The organism is Heyndrickxia sp. FSL K6-6286, assembly GCF_038630395.1.
Lineage (GTDB): Bacteria > Bacillota > Bacilli > Bacillales > Bacillaceae_C > Heyndrickxia > Heyndrickxia oleronia.
This window is the reverse complement of sequence record NZ_CP152029.1, coordinates 1,541,859-1,557,726: the sequence shown is the minus strand read 5'-3', so window position 1 is coordinate 1,557,726 and position 15,868 is coordinate 1,541,859. Positions and strand designations below refer to the sequence as shown.

Here is a 15,868-nt window from a genome sequence, read left to right as displayed (position 1 = left end):
AATATTTTCAAGGACTGTGCTTTATAAATTTTAAAGTAATGAGCAGAGAGAATCTCTGCCCTATCATTTCATTTGATTGCCATAGGCAACCTCTAAATCATCCCTAGAAATTAAAACATCTCTTGGTTTGCTTCCTTTTGCTTCAGAAATAATTCCTTGTTGCTCCATCATTTCAATCAACCTTGCAGCCCGATTATAGCCAATTCGAAAATTTCTTTGTAATAATGATGTAGATGCACCGCCCTGTTCAATAACAAATTCACATGCTTCAAAAAATATTTCATCTTCTTCATCTTCAATTTGTGCCTTTTTTAATAATTCATCTTGTTCAAATAAATAATTAGGTTTTTCTTCATTTCGAACATGTGCTACTATACGATCTATCTCATCATCCGTTACAAAGGTTCCCTGTATTCGGGCAGGTTTAGAGGATCCATTCTCTAAAAATAGCATATCTCCTCTTCCCAACAGCTTCTCAGCACCGCTAACATCAATAATTGTCCTAGAATCCACTTGTGAAGATACCGAAAAAGCAATCCTCGTTGGAACATTTGCTTTAATCAATCCAGTAATAACATCAACTGACGGTCTTTGTGTCGCAATGATTAGATGAATTCCGCATGCTCGCGCTTTTTGGGCGATTCTACAAATAGCTTCTTCTACATCAGCTGGAGACATCATCATTAAGTCTGCCAGTTCATCAATAACTATAACAATGTATGGAAGCTTCTGATTAAACTGACGGTTTTGTTCAGCTACCTCATTGTATTTTTTTATATCCCTAACACCTGTATGAGCAAATAATTCGTATCTTCTCTCCATTTCTTCAACAGCCCATTTCAGTGCTGCTGTTGCTGCCTTCACATCAGTAATTACAGGACTAACTAGATGTGGAATATGATTATAGGGTGCAAGTTCCACCATTTTTGGATCAATCAATAATAATTTTAACTCACTAGGTTTTGCCTTATATAACAAACTCACAAGGATTGAATTGATACAAACACTTTTTCCTGAGCCAGTAGCGCCGGCAATTAGACCATGTGGCATTTTTCTAAGATCGGTTATAATTGGATTTCCCGAAATATCAAGCCCCATTGCTGCTGTTAAAGGAGAATCACTTTCTTTAAAAACTTCACTTGAAATAATTTCACTGATCATCACTGGTCTACTACTAACATTTGGAATTTCAATTCCAATTGTATGCTTACCAGGAATAGGCGCCTCAATTCTAATATCTCTTGCTGCAAGACTCAGCTTAATATCGTCGCTTAAATTCGTAATCTTATTTACCTTTACCCCTGGCTCAGGTTGTATTTCAAATCTGGTTACAGACGGTCCTTGACTTACATTTACAACCCTTGCTCTCACATTAAAATTTAATAAAGTCTCATTTAAAATGGTACTTTGCTCTTGTATCCAATCATGATCTAATGATTTTTCAACAGGTGGAATCAATAATTGGAAGGAAGGGAACATATAAGACTGTATAGGCTCCATATCCAAATCATTTTCCTGATTAATGGTTAATACTGACTCAGGTTCTATCTTTACGGAAGTCTCCTTTTTGAATTTTTTCTCTAACTTCTGTCGATCCTGCTTTAACATAAGGACATTAAATGGTATATGAGAACGATTTGGCTTCTCGACAGTGTCGGAAGCTTCATCTGCTTCTATCATCGCTGCCCCTTCCTCAAATCCTAGATCCCCATCATTTGAAGGAGAATTCTGAGATAATGGTTTACGATCTATTTGAAAGTCTTTTTCGACTCCTACAGCTATTTCGTCTACAGTTTCAGAAATTTCTTGTATGAATTTTTCCTCACTTTGGAATGTTGGATTGTTTTCTTCTGCTTTCATTAATGGTTGTATTTCTTGTGTCTCTTGCTCCACATTCATTGATGGTACTTCTTGCAGCTCTGCTTCATTGAACATCAATGTAGGAGATGCCTCATTTTCTGCTTTGGTTTTCTGTATAGGTAGTGTCCTCATTTCTTCTTCTGTTTGCTGCACTGGTATTCTCGGCTGCTCTTCTACCATTTGCTGTACTGCTTCTCTCGGCTGCTGCTCTTCTGCCACTTGCTGTACTGCTTCTCTTTGCTGCATTTCTTCCATTTGCTGTACTGGTATTCTTGGCTGCTCTTCCACCATTTGCTGTACTGCTTCTCTCGGCTGCTGCTCTTCTGCCGTTTGCTGTACTCGTACTTTCGGCTGCTCTTTTGCCACTTGCTGTACTCGTACTCTCGGCTGCTCTTCCGCCATTTGCTGTACTGCTTCTCTCGGCTGCTCTTCTGCCACTTGCTGTACTCGTACTCTCGGCTGCATTTCTTCCGTTTGTTGTACTGGTACTCTCTGCTGCTCTTCCACCGCTTGCTGTACTGGTACTCTTTGCTGCATTTCTTCCATTTGCTGTACTCGTACTCTCGGCTGCATTTCTTCCATTTGCTGTACTCGTACTCTCGGCTGCATTTCTTCCGTTTGTTGTACTCGTACTCTCGGCTGCATTTCTTCCGTTTGTTGTACTCGTACTCTCGGCTGCTCTTCTGCCATTTGCTGTACTGCTTCTCTCGGCTGCTCTATTTCCTTTCGGATCCCTTCCATCTTTTTGAGTTGGAGATCATTCATTGAAGTTAATTCATATTCACATATTTCTTCTTCTTTTTTCGCTTGTTTTGGACGTGAAAATCCATAAACAGGTGAAGGAATTTCTGTTGGACGAAAAGGTTGTCTATTTTTTGGTTCTATTTTTCTAGCGCTTTTTTGTATGTATACTCTTTCTTTTTCCAATTCTATTGGTTGTTTAACTTTTTGTTTAACTGGCTCCTCCCTCTTTGAAATCGACCTATTACTATTCCTCGTTCTTTTTTCATCGGGAATGGCAGGAAAGCGAAAATTCCCCTTTGGATATTGATATTTCATACGAGTTTCCATCGTTCTATATGGTTCATTTTGTTTTTTTTCAATTAATGTATTTTCCTGTGGTTCAATTGTATCTTCAACCTCAACGGTAAATATATTTAATATTTTTCTAAACCAGCCCAAATTACTCACTCTTTCTTTTTATACTACAAAATAGTCCTTTTTTTACAACAGACTGTTCTAAGATCATTAAAAACACAGTCATGTCGAAAAACTTGCTCTTTTTCATTATACAAGTAAAAAGAAAAATATCGAGAGATTTTACCATTTTAAAAAAAACGAAATGTAAATTTAATTTTTTTTTAATTAGAGCATAAAAAAAATTTTGCATGGAAAATTAGTTAATGAATAAAAAAAAGGAGGCAACAATGATGAAATTGACAAAAACCTTGCTTTGTGTTGGTTTAATATCAGGGCTTTTAGCTGGATGTGGAACAAATAATAATGATAAAAACGTTGCAAATAGAAATAATGTTAATCCAGTAAGATATAATAATGATGATCGTAATATGAATCCTAGAAATGTTAATTATGACAATGATTTAGGAAACAATAACAACAATATGAACAATGGCTTAGGTACGAATAATAACAATGGTTTAGGCACAAATAATGATAATAACGGTATTGGAAATAACAATGGACAGGTAAATAATAAAATGAGAGTAGCGGATGAGGCTGCAGATCGTGTAGCCAAATTGAAAGAAGTTAGCCGTGCAAATGTCATTGTTACTGACAATAATGCATACGTGGCAGTTATGCTAACTGATCGTTCGCGAAATGAATTAAACAAAACTTTTGAGGATAAAATTGCAAAAGAAGTTCGCAAAGCAGATAAGGATATCGACAATGTTTATGTTTCCGTTAACCCTGATTTCTATGATCGAATGAATGATTATGCTAACGATATCAGAAATGGAAATCCAATTAGCGGCTTATTCGATCAATTTAATGAAACTGTCCAACGTATTTTCCCTAATGCTCGTTAATTTTGATATACACTTTTTATCATTAAATAAGAGGGAACTCAATCCCCTCTTATTTTTTCCTGTTTTTTCCCATAATAAAAATTGGTTCAAGTTCACCATCATCATAAATAAAAGATAATGCAGTGATCGGGACATGGCCATTGGTAAAGAAGCTCATCGTCATTTGTGCTAATACATCATATCCTGTTTCATTTCGAATATCCCCGATAATAAGAACATCCTGATGTGGGACAGACACAGTCATATCACCAGTGATTTTTTCTGACATTTCTTTTAGAAATTTATCATTTAATATCCTACTTGCATCATATCCGTCATTCGTATTTAAAAAATAAAAGATATTATCTGCTACAGTGTCCTGCTTAGTTAACGTACTTAATGACCGCACATTAAATCGTGCCATTTCTTTAATTTCTTCTCTATCCCACTTTTCTTTCCTTAGCATTTCATCATCAATCAAACGATAGGTATTCCCTAAATCTAGTGCATAATATATTCTTGTCTCAGCTGTATGATCTTCTGTAAAAAAGGAAACTCCTTCTGATGTTTCTTTAGGAAATGAGGTAGACCGAATCACAGGAAAAATCCTACTTTCCTTACCACCCATTTTTTGTTCCGTCCCCATTACATTTAATGCTTCCTCTACATAATAAACAATTTCATCGACTGCTTTTTCCTTTTTTTCATGCCATTTCGATACTGCATTGGACAATGATACAGTAATTCCTTTACCTGTTTGTTTATTTTCAATTCTTAAAGTTTCTTTCTCACGATTATAAATAATGCTTCGGTTATCATGCTCTAACCGTTTTTGAAGCTCCTTTTTCATTTTGATTGTATCCATTTTCATGATTATTTTCCCACCTTTGATTGATTGCTTTACTCATTCTACATGAAAAACTCCCTCATCTCAAAGATGAAGGAGTCGAATCATTAAAGCCCTTTTAAAAAGTTTTCAATTTCCTCTTTTGTTTTACGATCTTTACTTACAAAACGCCCTAGTTCATTGCCTTCTTTAAAAACAATAAAACTTGGAATCCCGAAAATATCTAAATCAGAACATAGATCAATGAATTCATCTCGGTCTACATATACAAAAGTATACTCTGTAAAATCAGCCTCTATTTCTGGTAAAAACGGATCGATAAAGCGGCAATCAGGACACCAATCAGCCGAAAACATAAAAACTGTCTTCCCACTATCCTTCAATGTTTCGAATTCTTCCATTGATGTTAATTTTTTCATTTCCATCCTCCTAATATTATTTTTTGTATTGAACTGATTTAACTACTCTCATCATTTTACTCGCATTGGCCGAAATATTCTTCTCTTTTGACTCGGTGGTCATCTTAATACCTCCAATGCCGACAGTCACTTCATACATATCTTTCTCTACCTTAGATACAATTAAGTACCCAAATTGTTTTTTATTTTTAAAGGTATGGTCAACAACTAAATTTTTTTCAGGTTTAGACATTTGATATACAATTTTACTGTCTTCTTTCTCATTCTGATTATAAAATAATATATAATCATTTTTTCCTTTAATAATAACATTGTTAGGGGATTCATCTTTAATAGACATACCAAATGGTAAATAAAACTTCACATTATTTGATCCATCGGTAATTTTTTCGCTTTTATGATTAAATGCTTCCTCAACATTTTTAATAGCATCGTCGTTTTCATCCTTTAATGAATGACTGCAACCTGATATGACCATCATGAGACAAATGAAAACGACCCCACTTATCCATTTTCGCAAATTTACTTCCTCCTAAACATATGAGGCTCTTTACCTATTCTAACGAAAATAGACAAATGTTGACAAGAACTTTTCGCAAAATTCCCAATAGGAGTTCATCATTTTTTTACTTCTTTCTAAATTGAAATTGCCCAATTAATATTTTCATTACATGAGTAAACATCTCATCCCTTGTTATTACATTATTTGTGAATATTCCAATAGCCCCTTCTTTTTTACTAACATTTCTTACTTTTGATACATCCTCCATTACAGGGCCTAATTCCTCCCCTTTCCTTAAACGTTCTGCCACATCTTCTGGTAATCGAATTCTAGCCCCACCCGCAATAATTGGTGACTCCCCCTTTACTACAAGAGCTCCCCAATTACATACGAATAGACCAAAAGGAGTTTCTACAACTCCCCCCTCTAAACCTATTCCAATTTCTATGTTTTCCTCTAATAAACAATTTGTCGCACGATTGACCGCACCTTGTATCGTTTCTTCATCAGAAAAAGGCTGATTACTTACTCCTGAAGGAACTGACATTGGGGTAATGATTACATCGATATCTTGTTCTTTACATGCTTCTTCTACTGCCTTAACTTTTGCAGGATTTACAGATCCAATAGCGATTTTCATGCTTTCACTCCTAATTTATTAATTTCCATAAAAAAAGAGGCAATAGCCCCCTTTTTTAATTATTTAATATCGTATTAACTGTGGATTGGTCACATAATTGAACAAGTTTGACTAATAAAGCCTTTGCTGCTGCATAATCATCAACATGGATAATAGATGCATGTGTATGAATATATCGAGAACAGATTCCAACGACAGCACTTGGTACACCTTCATTTGAAGTATGGACACGTCCAGCATCCGTTCCACCTTGAGATACAAAATATTGGTATGGAATATTATTACTTTCAGCTGTATCTAAAATCAGCTCTCTCATACCTTTATGAGTAATCATCGAACGGTCCATGATACGAAGCAATGCTCCTTTACCAAGTTGGCCAAATTCATTTTTATCCCCGGTCATATCGTTTGCAGGGCTAGCATCTAAGGCAAAGAACAAATCAGGCTTAATCATATTAGCTGCGGCTTGAGCCCCACGAAGGCCGACTTCCTCTTGCACATTTGCTCCTGAGTAAAGAATATTAGGAATATCTTTTCCTTGAAGCTCTTTTAATAATTCAATGGATAAACCACAGCCGTATCGATTATCCCATGCTTTAGCTAATATTTTTTTCTCATTAGCCATAGGTGTAAAAGGACAAATAGGAACAATTTGCTGACCAGGCTTAATTCCGATGCGAATGGCATCCTCACGATTATCAGCACCAATATCAATTAACATATTTTTAATATCCATTGGTTTATTTCTTTTACTGTCATCTAATAAATGTGGAGGAATTGAGCCAATTACTCCAATTACAGGACCATTATCTGTTATAATTTCCACTCGCTGAGCTAATAATACCTGACTCCACCAGCCACCGAGTGTTTGAAAACGAAGCATTCCATTATCAGTGATAGAAGTCACCATAAATCCAACTTCATCCATATGGCCAGCTACCATAATTGTTGGTCCTTCTTCCTTACCACGTTTTATCCCAAAAATTCCGCCTAAACGATCCTGAACTACTTCATCCGCATATTTTTCAAGCTCCGTTCTCATAAAAGCTCTAACTGCATGCTCATTGCCTGGTGCACCGGGCAATTCTGTTAATGTTTTAAACAACTGTAAAGTTTCTTGTTCCATCGAATATCCCTCAATTTCTATTTATTATGTACCCTTCTATTTTACAGAACTTTCATACTGCTTTCTAGTTTTCTGTTTTGTCATTCTTTTTTGATTGGCTCTTTTCTCATACATGCTTAAGTATGCTTTAACTACTATATATTAGTTTGATACACCTCTCATTGAACACCAATGACCCTCTAAAAATCCTTTATTCGCTGTAAAAAGGGAGGCTATTAGGCTTTGACAAAAGCAAAAACTATACGAAAAACAGCCTTTTGATATCAATTCATTCTTTAATCTTAATTTTCCTAATAGATTATTCAACATGATACAATAAGGAATGAGGAGGGATAAAGATGGAGAAATTATCAATTGGTGAAATAAGTATTTACTGGTTAGATGGAGGGGTAACATTTTTAGACGGAGGGGCAATGTTCGGTGTTGTGCCTAAACCGCTTTGGTCAAAAAAATATCCTGTCAATGAAAAAAATCAAATTGAATTAAGAACTGATCCAATGCTACTACAGATTAATAACAAGAATATTCTAATAGAAACTGGGATTGGAAAGGGAAAGTTAACTGACAAACAAAAAAGAAATTATGGAGTGGTTGAGGAATCGAAACTAGATGAATCATTAGCCGAAATTGGATTATCACCAAAGGATATTGATATTATCTGTATGACACATCTTCATTTTGACCATGCTAGTGGATTAACAAGATGGGAAGATCATCAATTAGTTTCTGTTTTCCCTAATGCAAAAATTTATACCTCCAAAGTTGAATGGGAAGAGATGAGGAATCCAAACATTCGGTCGAAAAATACATATTGGTCAGAAAATTGGGAACCTATACAAAACCAAATATACACATTTGAAAATCAAGTGGTTATTGAAGAGTGTATTAAAATGATTCATACTGGCGGACATAGTGACGGACATTCTATCATTGAAATTGAAAGTAATGGTCAAAAACTAATTCATATGGCCGATTTAATGCCGACACATGCCCACCGTAATTCTTTATGGGTCCTAGCCTATGATGACTATCCGATGACATCGATTTTTGCAAAGGAAAAATATATTCCGTATGCAATCGAGAATCAGTCATGGTTTATTTTCTATCATGATGCCTACTACCGAGCATTAAAATGGGATCAAGACGGAAATATCATCGACGAGATAAAACGGAAATAAAGTTTCATTTTGACCCAAAAGTACATCTTACATTAATTTCCTATATCAAAGAGTGCACTATCATTCGTAATATAACGGTGCACTCATTCTTTTATTATGTAGATTATATTGGATAAACATCCAATACAGTACCTGTATAGGCATCAGCAATAAATTCATATTGCATCCTTTTATCATTTATACGACAGGTAACCCCGCCACGATAAATTTTTGCTTTAATAGGAAACTTCTCATAATCTTCCTTCATTTGCTGAATCCAAGAACCCTCTACATCTGTTGATTCTTTAAATGCTTTTTTTACATTTGACAATACTGTATCACTAGAAATAAAGGTTTTACTTTTAACTACCTCATTAACTAAGTAACCGCTTACCGCACCAATTGCTATACCAGTAACAAAAGATTTCAAATTCATGCATCATACCTCCTATTTCCCTATAGTTTATCATATTCAAAATTATCCATGATATATTTTTAAACCTTTAATGATACAGAAATAACTATGTAAAATAAATTCAATTTTGCTTGTAAAAGGTATCTTACTTTTTTTAAAATGGAGATAGAGAGGATGAATGGCATGAAAAAACTAAATAGTTTTTCCTTCTATATACTAGCCGTTATAGTATTATGGCTAAAGACACTTGTGATATACTTCTTTGAATTTGACCTAAGAACGAGTACATTTCTTGAAACATTCCTAATATTAGTGAATCCACTTGGATCAATTGGATTATTTTTAGGGATTAGTTTGTTTTTTCCAAAAAAAGTTAGAAAAACAGCTTTTATGGTTTTATACATATTACTAACTGGTCTTTTATATGGAAATATTTTATATTATCGTTTTTATATTGATTTTATTACTGTTCCTGTTTTATTTCAATTTCAAAATGTAGGCGGATTAAGTCAAAGTACATTAGAACTCATTAATTGGACCGACCCTTTGCTATTTATTGATATTGCGATTTTAGCCTGGTTACTCGTGAAACGAGTAGATAAAGGTTTACCGCTAACCATAATTAAAAGAACATCAATGATATGTAGTAGTATTGCACTTATCATTCTTGTCATTTTAAGTGGTTTCATTGAGAATCCACAGCTTTTAAAAAAATCATATGACAGAGAAAACCTAGTCAAAACGCTGGGGAGTTTTAATTACCATATCTACGATATCCTATTCAATTCTAAAATGTCTGTCCAGCGTGCGTTTGCAGATAGTACCGATGTTGATGATGTGACTAAGTATATAAATAAATTAAATTCAAACGCACCCCCGTCCTCAATGAGCGGATTGGCAAAGGGGAAAAATGTCATATTAATCTCTCTCGAATCAACACAGCAATTAGTCATTAATCGTAAAATTAACGGCGAGGAAATTACGCCGTTTCTCAATTCAATTTTAAAAGATAGCTTGTATTTCCCTAACTTCTATCATCAAACTGCCCAGGGGAAAACATCTGATGCTGAATTTATGATAGATAACGGGCTCTACCCATTATCTGGCGGTTCTGTTTTTGTCAGAAGGCCAAGGAATGATTTCTATGCATTACCAGAAATTTTAAAAGAAGATGGGTATTATAGTGCCGTTTTTCACAGTAATGATGAAACTTTTTGGAATCGTGAAAATATGTATGAAACGATGGGATATGATCAATTTTTTTCGAAGAAATATTATCATGTTTCTGAGGAAAATAGTGTGAACTACGGTTTAAAAGATATTCCATTTTTTGAGCAATCCATACCCTATTTAAAAGATTTGCCACAGCCCTTTTATGCAAAGTTTTTAACATTAACCAATCACTTCCCGTTTTTATTAGAACCGGAAGATCAATTTCTTAAAGATGACGAAGAAAATCCTGATTTAGTTCATCGTTATTTCCGTACAGTTCGCTATGAGGATGAAGCAATTAAACGTTTCTTTACACTATTGAAAAAAAATGGGTTATATGATAACTCCATCATCATTTTATACGGTGATCATTACGGTATATCAAAAAGCTACCATAAAGAACTTGAACAAGTATTAGATAAAGAAATTACACCTAATGAACAAATCGATCTTCAAAAAGTGCCTTTTATTATTCATATTCCGGGAGAAAAGGGAAAAATCATTAAGACCATTGGAGGTCAAACAGACATTAGACAAACAATACTTGATCTACTTGGTATTCACCCTGAGAAGCCTGTGATTGATTTTGGTCATAGTTTAATTTCTAAAAAGCCGAAGGATCTTGTTGTATTTAGGGATGGTAGTTTTGTAACGAAAAAATACACCTTTACAGAAAATGCTTGTTACAATAAATTAACAGGCGATAAAGTGAAAATGAGCAAATGTACACCTTATTTTGATCGAGTTCAAAATGAATTAAACTTCTCAGATAATGTGATATTCGGTGATTTATTACGATTCAATGATGAGAAAATGGCAGAATAATAAAAAGGCGGCAACCCTATGATTACAAGGGTAGCCGCTTTTTTGAATTAGTTATTCGCTTCATTTTGATACTTCACTTCACAGCGATAAATCCGTTGACCCTTTGCAGAAAATTTTTCTTCATATTCCGTCATAATATTATCTTCAAACTCACTATTATGCAGATCCAAGCTAATATATTTTAATAGCAGCCCGTATTCAGAAAAACTTTGAAGCGAGTATTCGAATAATCCCTGATTATCTGTCTTAAAATGAATTTCTCCACCATCAATTAATAATCCTTCATATAATTTAAGAAAGCTTTTATAAGTTAGTCTTCTTTTCGCATGTTTCTTTTTAGGCCAAGGGTCAGAAAAGTTTAAGTATACCCGCTCAATATCCCCTTTTGCAAAGAGATCACTCAAATTACTTCCATCGATATTTAATAACTTAATGTTAGTAAGCTCTTCTTCGATCAACTTGTCCAATGCCGAAACAATTACACTATCCTGCATTTCAATCCCAATATAGTTAATTTCAGGATTTGCTTTTGCCATCCCAACAATAAATTGTCCCTTTCCCGTTCCAACCTCAATATGAATAGGATGATCATTATTAAATAGTTCTCCCCATTTTCCTTTATATTTCTCAGGAGTTTGAATCACAAATTGGGGATATTCCATTAGTTTTTCTTTTGCCCATGGTTTATGTCTCAATCGCATTTCTATACACCTCAATATGAATTTTTTAGTCCATCATGCATAAAGACAAAAGGAATTCACAAAATAATTGTGGATTCCTTTTTACTAATACTGAAAGGAGATTGCTCATGCCTCTTAGTCATCATGATCAAATGACCTTATTAAAAGATATTTTAAACAATCATCAAGTTGATTGTTGTGGCTCTGTTGCCGAATGTGAACAGTTGGAACGCTTAGTTAAATCATTAATGGTAAATCCAAATATTCATGAAAATATTAAACCTATTTTACAGGAAGTATTCAATTACAGTCAAAATGGTCAATATACTCAACACTTGGATTTCCATATTGAATCAAATCAAGAGAATATATCTGAATGGGTAGATCAAATGAATATATATAATTAAAACGTCTCTCGCACAGATTTTTTACCTCTTCAATTAAAGATAGTTATGAAAGAGACCTTAAATTATAACGGCAGATAGCCGATCTAGCCAATCATTCACTTCGCTTATGCGATTTTTACTTTTATTCCATTGTACGGCCAAGAGAGACTGTGAAATATAATACCATTTCATCCGTAATAAAAGATGATCATTTAGATGAAGGCCATATTGTTTTAACCACTGATCCCAGTTTTGTCGATCAATGTATAAATATAAAAGCATCCCAATATCAAGAGCAGGGTCGGCGATCATTGGACCATCCCAGTCAATTAGATACAACTGGTTGTCATCTGATAACAGCCAGTTGTTATGATTAATATCTCCGTGGCAAACAACGTATTCTTCGCTTTTAATATTTGCAAGCTCGTTTTGGAGATAATAGATAGATGACTGAATAATGGGTGTTGATAGTAGGTCATGATCTAATTCAGTTTTTATTTGTTCCAGTATCATATTAGCTTCAATTGGAGTTTTTCCTAACCGAAGCAGCATAGAAAGTAATGGACCAGATTCATGGATTTTTTTCAATAGCTTAGCAACAATATCTTGGCTCATTTCATGAGACTTTAATTCTCGTCCACTTAGCCATTGCTGTGCCGTGATGACATCCCCATTTTCTGTCCGTTTTGTCCAGACAAGCTTTGGTACAATCCCTTCAGCCGATAATACAGCTAAAAAAGGAGAGGAATTTCTTTTTAAAAATAATTTTTGTTCTTGATGTCTGGCAAAGAACGCTTCTCCCGTTGCCCCACCGGCTGGGGTTATTTCCCAACCTTGACCAAGTATGTGTTCCAACATCATTCACCTTCAATTGTTTCGCATATCACCATTTTAATTACAGCAAAAAATAGTACTAAGATTTATAAGATGGCTGTTTTCGTAAATAGATTTAGACCTTAAACAGTATAAAAAGCCTATAAGAATAAAAAAGATAGCTATTGATACGGCGTACAACAATAGCCACCTTTACTAATACAGATTTTAAATTATTGTCGCAGCTTTATATAAATAAAAAACTGCATAAATCATATCATTTATCGACTTTATAAAGATCTTTAAATAAATTTTATTCTTTATGACATTTTTCGTCAAGTTGTTTTAACCTAGGCAATTAGTTGTTTCACATTTTCATATGTTTTTATTAATTTCCACGAATGAGGACAGACCTTAATTTGAACTGGTGTTTCACCTGCAAACTCACCGTCAGCATGAACAGGAATGTTAGCCGTTGAATGAATGAGAATATCTGTCCCTTTGAGCAAATGAACAGCTTTAAATTTTGTATGGCCTCCCCAAAATACACTAAGAAAGATAAATAAGATCATTATTCTTGAAATTTCCGAAACAACTGTAATATCTAATTCGCCATCTCCCGGATCTGCCAGTGGAGAAATTTTCATCCCCCCGCCGTAGAAGGCTTGGTTAGATATTGTTACAAACCATGCCCTTTCGAATGTATATTCAACACCGTTAATGACAAGATAAATCGTAGTTGGGCGATATCGAAAAAGCTCTATAAGCATGAAAATAGCGTAAACTAATTTTCCTAAACCTAATAGATTTAACCACTTTTTTGTAAAGGAAGAATTCACCCTTCTAGTAATTGATGCGTCAAAGCCTGCACCTAGACTATTAACAAAATGCCCTTGACCCGTTATATTCGTAAATTTTCCTGTATCGAAAAAAACTCCTTCATTTTCCTTCATTTGCAATAGGTGAGCTAAACATTCATCCGGTTTCGTAGGAAGTTTGTAGCCTTTAGCAAAATCATTACCAGAACCCGCTGGTATATAAGCAATCGTTACATGCTGGAATGAAACAACACCATTAATTACTTCATGGATGGTACCGTCACCACCAACTGCAACCATTAAAATAGGATCAGATATTGATAGAGCAATAGAATGCGCTAGATCCTGTGCATGTTTTTGATGTTTTGTATAGAAAACCTCATATGGAATATTATCCAGCTTATAGTTTAGCTTATTCCAAATCTTTTTGCTTACTCCATTTTTAGCCGAAGGATTTACAATAAATACAAGCCTTTTCTCCATACTTCCTCATTCCTCATTCCCTTCTTGTTCAACCCACTCTGGTCTTCTTGAACAAGTCGTCTGACAATAATCTAGGAGAATCTTTGCTGTCTTTAATTGGACATGCTTTAAAGGTGATTGTAATTTTCTTTGCTGTTGAAACCATGTAGGGTAGGATCTTTTTTCCAGTAATACAAGATCAGCCGGTGCATTAGGAAAATCAATATACCCATCTCTACATATAACAGCCTTTTTTAACGGGATATCGAGCTGATATTTATTTAATAATTGTTTGATTATTTTTGACATGCGATTCAGTGCAATGACAGGGTTTAAAATTTTGCTTTCTCCCCCAATTGATCTTTTTATCCAAAATTTTTCATTTGACCCAAGGTACACTGCATCCTTTTCTTGGTCTAAGAAGGATAAGCACCATACTTCAGTTGGAGAAATTAAGATAACCTCCATTTCAATCGGAGCTTTTTTTAACAAGAAGATCGGTTCATATAAAAATAAAAAAGTATCAGGAAAACGTTGCAATAAGTATTTTAAATTTTCATTTCGATAGTATCTTTGGTCAGGAAAAGATTTTTCTACTATTGTCGAACTTGCCCATTTCATTTGGAAAGAAAATAGCTGATCTAAGAATAACTGCTTCAACTCATCAATTGAATCCGGATAATACGTTAATTCAGGCATAAATTGAAACAATGATTCTTTGTTAATTGGTTGTTTGTCTACGGTCTCTTCTTCTATTTTTCCTTTCTTAAATAATCGTCTAATAATATTGGTCGATGTTGACCGTTTATTCTCCACATGCTCATTCCCTATAGGCGAAACAAGTTGGATTTGTTCCTCTCTATTTTCCCAACGATCCTTTAATTTGTCCCATTGTTGTTTCTTTAGTCTTGCATACTGTGCTGGATACCTAAACGGATCCATTTCGTATCGTGAAATATAATCTTGTAACTTTATTAATTGTCCCATGCTGTTACTACTTCCTTTTCTACCTATTCGTCACCCAAATATATGCTTGCTTTTTTTTGATATTTAGGAACCGCTTCAAGAACGGTTTCATATAGTACAACTTCCTCTATATTGAATTCTTCCATTTTTATAAACTTTTCTTGTAGAGATGATAATGAGAATGCACCGAATGATTGCTCCCATTTTCTTGCCAAAGTAATATGAGGACGAAATGGTTTTTCATCTAATTGAAATCCAGACTGTATACATTTTTCATACACATTTACTCTTAGTTTGTTTAATTCATTCGATTCATGTACACCAGCCCAAAAAATCCTTGGAGTCTCATTTCTTCCAAATATGCCTATATGATTGATCTGTAAACGAAAACTACTAATTTCTATAAGAGATTCTTTCATCAAATTAAGTGCTAAATTTAATTGATTTATTTCGGCATTACCTAAAAAAGCAAGTGTGATGTGATAATCTTCTGGATGAACCCATCGCTTAAAAGGATAATCTTTTTTAATTTCATCACACCATTCAAATAGTTTGTTTTTTATAGCAGAAGGAATGGGAACAGCAAAAAAATAATGTCTGCTTTGCATTAGGTCACCCTCTATAAAGTTTGTGTTACTCCTATTTTATCAAATTTCTTCTTGAATATGACATATTTCTATTTTTTCCTACATATATTGAAATGACAACAAGGT

At 34.3% G+C, this 15,868-nt stretch carries 16 protein-coding genes; 4 read left to right on the top strand and 12 right to left on the bottom strand.

Going from position 1 to position 15,868, the window contains the following annotated elements; all coding sequences use genetic code 11:
* Window positions 1-63: 63 nt before the first annotated feature.
* Window positions 64-3,042 carry a DNA translocase FtsK gene (locus MHI39_RS07805; RefSeq protein WP_342540998.1) on the bottom strand — a complete coding sequence of 993 codons (2,979 nt, stop codon included), beginning with the start codon at window positions 3,040-3,042 and terminating at the stop codon, window positions 64-66.
* Between the two features lie 245 nt (window positions 3,043-3,287).
* On the opposite strand from MHI39_RS07805, the gene MHI39_RS07800 reads away from it, so the two are divergent.
* Entirely contained in the window at window positions 3,288-3,908 is a 621-nt protein-coding gene (locus MHI39_RS07800; protein ID WP_259544605.1) for a YhcN/YlaJ family sporulation lipoprotein, read from the top strand.
* A gap of 49 nt (window positions 3,909-3,957) precedes the next feature.
* On the opposite strand, the gene MHI39_RS07795 is transcribed toward MHI39_RS07800, so the two are convergent.
* From MHI39_RS07795 to MHI39_RS07775, 5 genes are all read right to left on the bottom strand, one after another.
* Window positions 3,958-4,752 carry a DUF1444 domain-containing protein gene (locus MHI39_RS07795; protein WP_071977014.1) on the bottom strand — a complete coding sequence of 265 codons (795 nt, stop codon included), beginning with the start codon at window positions 4,750-4,752 and terminating at the stop codon, window positions 3,958-3,960.
* Between the two features lie 89 nt (window positions 4,753-4,841).
* Window positions 4,842-5,153 (bottom strand): thioredoxin family protein, encoded by a 312-nt coding sequence (locus MHI39_RS07790; protein ID WP_071976929.1) that lies wholly within the window; start codon window positions 5,151-5,153, stop codon window positions 4,842-4,844.
* Between the two features lie 16 nt (window positions 5,154-5,169).
* A complete protein-coding gene (locus tag MHI39_RS07785; RefSeq protein WP_071976928.1) occupies window positions 5,170-5,673 on the bottom strand; it encodes a hypothetical protein in 504 nt (167 codons plus the stop codon).
* 106 nt (window positions 5,674-5,779) lie between these two features.
* Window positions 5,780-6,295 carry a DUF84 family protein gene (locus tag MHI39_RS07780; RefSeq protein ID WP_071976927.1) on the bottom strand — a complete coding sequence of 172 codons (516 nt, stop codon included), beginning with the start codon at window positions 6,293-6,295 and terminating at the stop codon, window positions 5,780-5,782.
* Between the two features lie 55 nt (window positions 6,296-6,350).
* On the bottom strand, window positions 6,351-7,421 hold the full coding sequence (locus MHI39_RS07775) for a M42 family metallopeptidase (RefSeq protein WP_058005598.1): 1,071 nt from the start codon (window positions 7,419-7,421) through the stop codon (window positions 6,351-6,353).
* Between the two features lie 338 nt (window positions 7,422-7,759).
* On the opposite strand from MHI39_RS07775, the gene MHI39_RS07770 reads away from it, so the two are divergent.
* A complete protein-coding gene (locus tag MHI39_RS07770; RefSeq protein ID WP_078111174.1) occupies window positions 7,760-8,599 on the top strand; it encodes an MBL fold metallo-hydrolase in 840 nt (279 codons plus the stop codon).
* A 103-nt stretch (window positions 8,600-8,702) separates the two neighbouring features.
* On the opposite strand, the gene MHI39_RS07765 is transcribed toward MHI39_RS07770, so the two are convergent.
* Entirely contained in the window at window positions 8,703-9,014 is a 312-nt protein-coding gene (locus tag MHI39_RS07765) for a PepSY domain-containing protein (RefSeq protein ID WP_071976925.1), read from the bottom strand.
* 153 nt (window positions 9,015-9,167) lie between these two features.
* On the opposite strand from MHI39_RS07765, the gene MHI39_RS07760 reads away from it, so the two are divergent.
* Window positions 9,168-11,030 carry an LTA synthase family protein gene (locus MHI39_RS07760; protein WP_342540997.1) on the top strand — a complete coding sequence of 621 codons (1,863 nt, stop codon included), beginning with the start codon at window positions 9,168-9,170 and terminating at the stop codon, window positions 11,028-11,030.
* 47 nt (window positions 11,031-11,077) lie between these two features.
* Here MHI39_RS07760 and trmB read toward each other — a convergent pair whose 3' ends face one another.
* Window positions 11,078-11,731: a tRNA (guanosine(46)-N7)-methyltransferase TrmB gene (trmB, locus tag MHI39_RS07755; RefSeq protein WP_180211645.1), complete on the bottom strand. Its 654-nt coding sequence runs from the start codon at window positions 11,729-11,731 to the stop codon at window positions 11,078-11,080.
* Between the two features lie 107 nt (window positions 11,732-11,838).
* On the opposite strand from trmB, the gene MHI39_RS07750 reads away from it, so the two are divergent.
* A complete protein-coding gene (locus MHI39_RS07750) occupies window positions 11,839-12,117 on the top strand; it encodes a YtzH-like family protein (protein WP_058005602.1) in 279 nt (92 codons plus the stop codon).
* A gap of 57 nt (window positions 12,118-12,174) precedes the next feature.
* Here MHI39_RS07750 and MHI39_RS07745 read toward each other — a convergent pair whose 3' ends face one another.
* The 4 genes from MHI39_RS07745 to thpR form a co-directional block, all read right to left on the bottom strand.
* Window positions 12,175-12,951 (bottom strand): phosphotransferase family protein, encoded by a 777-nt coding sequence (locus MHI39_RS07745; protein WP_071976923.1) that lies wholly within the window; start codon window positions 12,949-12,951, stop codon window positions 12,175-12,177.
* A gap of 308 nt (window positions 12,952-13,259) precedes the next feature.
* Window positions 13,260-14,210, bottom strand: coding sequence for a diacylglycerol kinase family protein (locus MHI39_RS07740; RefSeq protein WP_180211643.1), 951 nt, complete (start codon window positions 14,208-14,210; stop codon window positions 13,260-13,262).
* Between the two features lie 6 nt (window positions 14,211-14,216).
* Window positions 14,217-15,176, bottom strand: coding sequence for an NERD domain-containing protein (locus MHI39_RS07735; RefSeq protein ID WP_078111178.1), 960 nt, complete (start codon window positions 15,174-15,176; stop codon window positions 14,217-14,219).
* Window positions 15,177-15,199: 23 nt separating this feature from the next.
* Window positions 15,200-15,763 (bottom strand): RNA 2',3'-cyclic phosphodiesterase, encoded by a 564-nt coding sequence (gene thpR, locus MHI39_RS07730; RefSeq protein ID WP_078111179.1) that lies wholly within the window; start codon window positions 15,761-15,763, stop codon window positions 15,200-15,202.
* Window positions 15,764-15,868 lie beyond the last annotated feature (105 nt).

Coding starts and splice junctions, on each gene's coding strand:
- MHI39_RS07800 (WP_259544605.1), top strand. CDS start 3,288: ATGATGAAATTGACAAAAACCTTGCTTTGTGTTGGTTTAATATCAGGG.
- MHI39_RS07795 (WP_071977014.1), bottom strand. CDS start 4,752: ATGGATACAATCAAAATGAAAAAGGAGCTTCAAAAACGGTTAGAGCAT.
- MHI39_RS07790 (WP_071976929.1), bottom strand. CDS start 5,153: ATGAAAAAATTAACATCAATGGAAGAATTCGAAACATTGAAGGATAGT.
- MHI39_RS07780 (WP_071976927.1), bottom strand. CDS start 6,295: ATGAAAATCGCTATTGGATCTGTAAATCCTGCAAAAGTTAAGGCAGTA.
- MHI39_RS07775 (WP_058005598.1), bottom strand. CDS start 7,421: ATGGAACAAGAAACTTTACAGTTGTTTAAAACATTAACAGAATTGCCC.
- MHI39_RS07770 (WP_078111174.1), top strand. CDS start 7,760: ATGGAGAAATTATCAATTGGTGAAATAAGTATTTACTGGTTAGATGGA.
- MHI39_RS07765 (WP_071976925.1), bottom strand. CDS start 9,014: ATGAATTTGAAATCTTTTGTTACTGGTATAGCAATTGGTGCGGTAAGC.
- MHI39_RS07760 (WP_342540997.1), top strand. CDS start 9,168: ATGAATGGCATGAAAAAACTAAATAGTTTTTCCTTCTATATACTAGCC.
- trmB (WP_180211645.1), bottom strand. CDS start 11,731: ATGCGATTGAGACATAAACCATGGGCAAAAGAAAAACTAATGGAATAT.
- MHI39_RS07750 (WP_058005602.1), top strand. CDS start 11,839: ATGCCTCTTAGTCATCATGATCAAATGACCTTATTAAAAGATATTTTA.
- MHI39_RS07740 (WP_180211643.1), bottom strand. CDS start 14,210: ATGGAGAAAAGGCTTGTATTTATTGTAAATCCTTCGGCTAAAAATGGA.
- MHI39_RS07735 (WP_078111178.1), bottom strand. CDS start 15,176: ATGGGACAATTAATAAAGTTACAAGATTATATTTCACGATACGAAATG.
- thpR (WP_078111179.1), bottom strand. CDS start 15,763: ATGCAAAGCAGACATTATTTTTTTGCTGTTCCCATTCCTTCTGCTATA.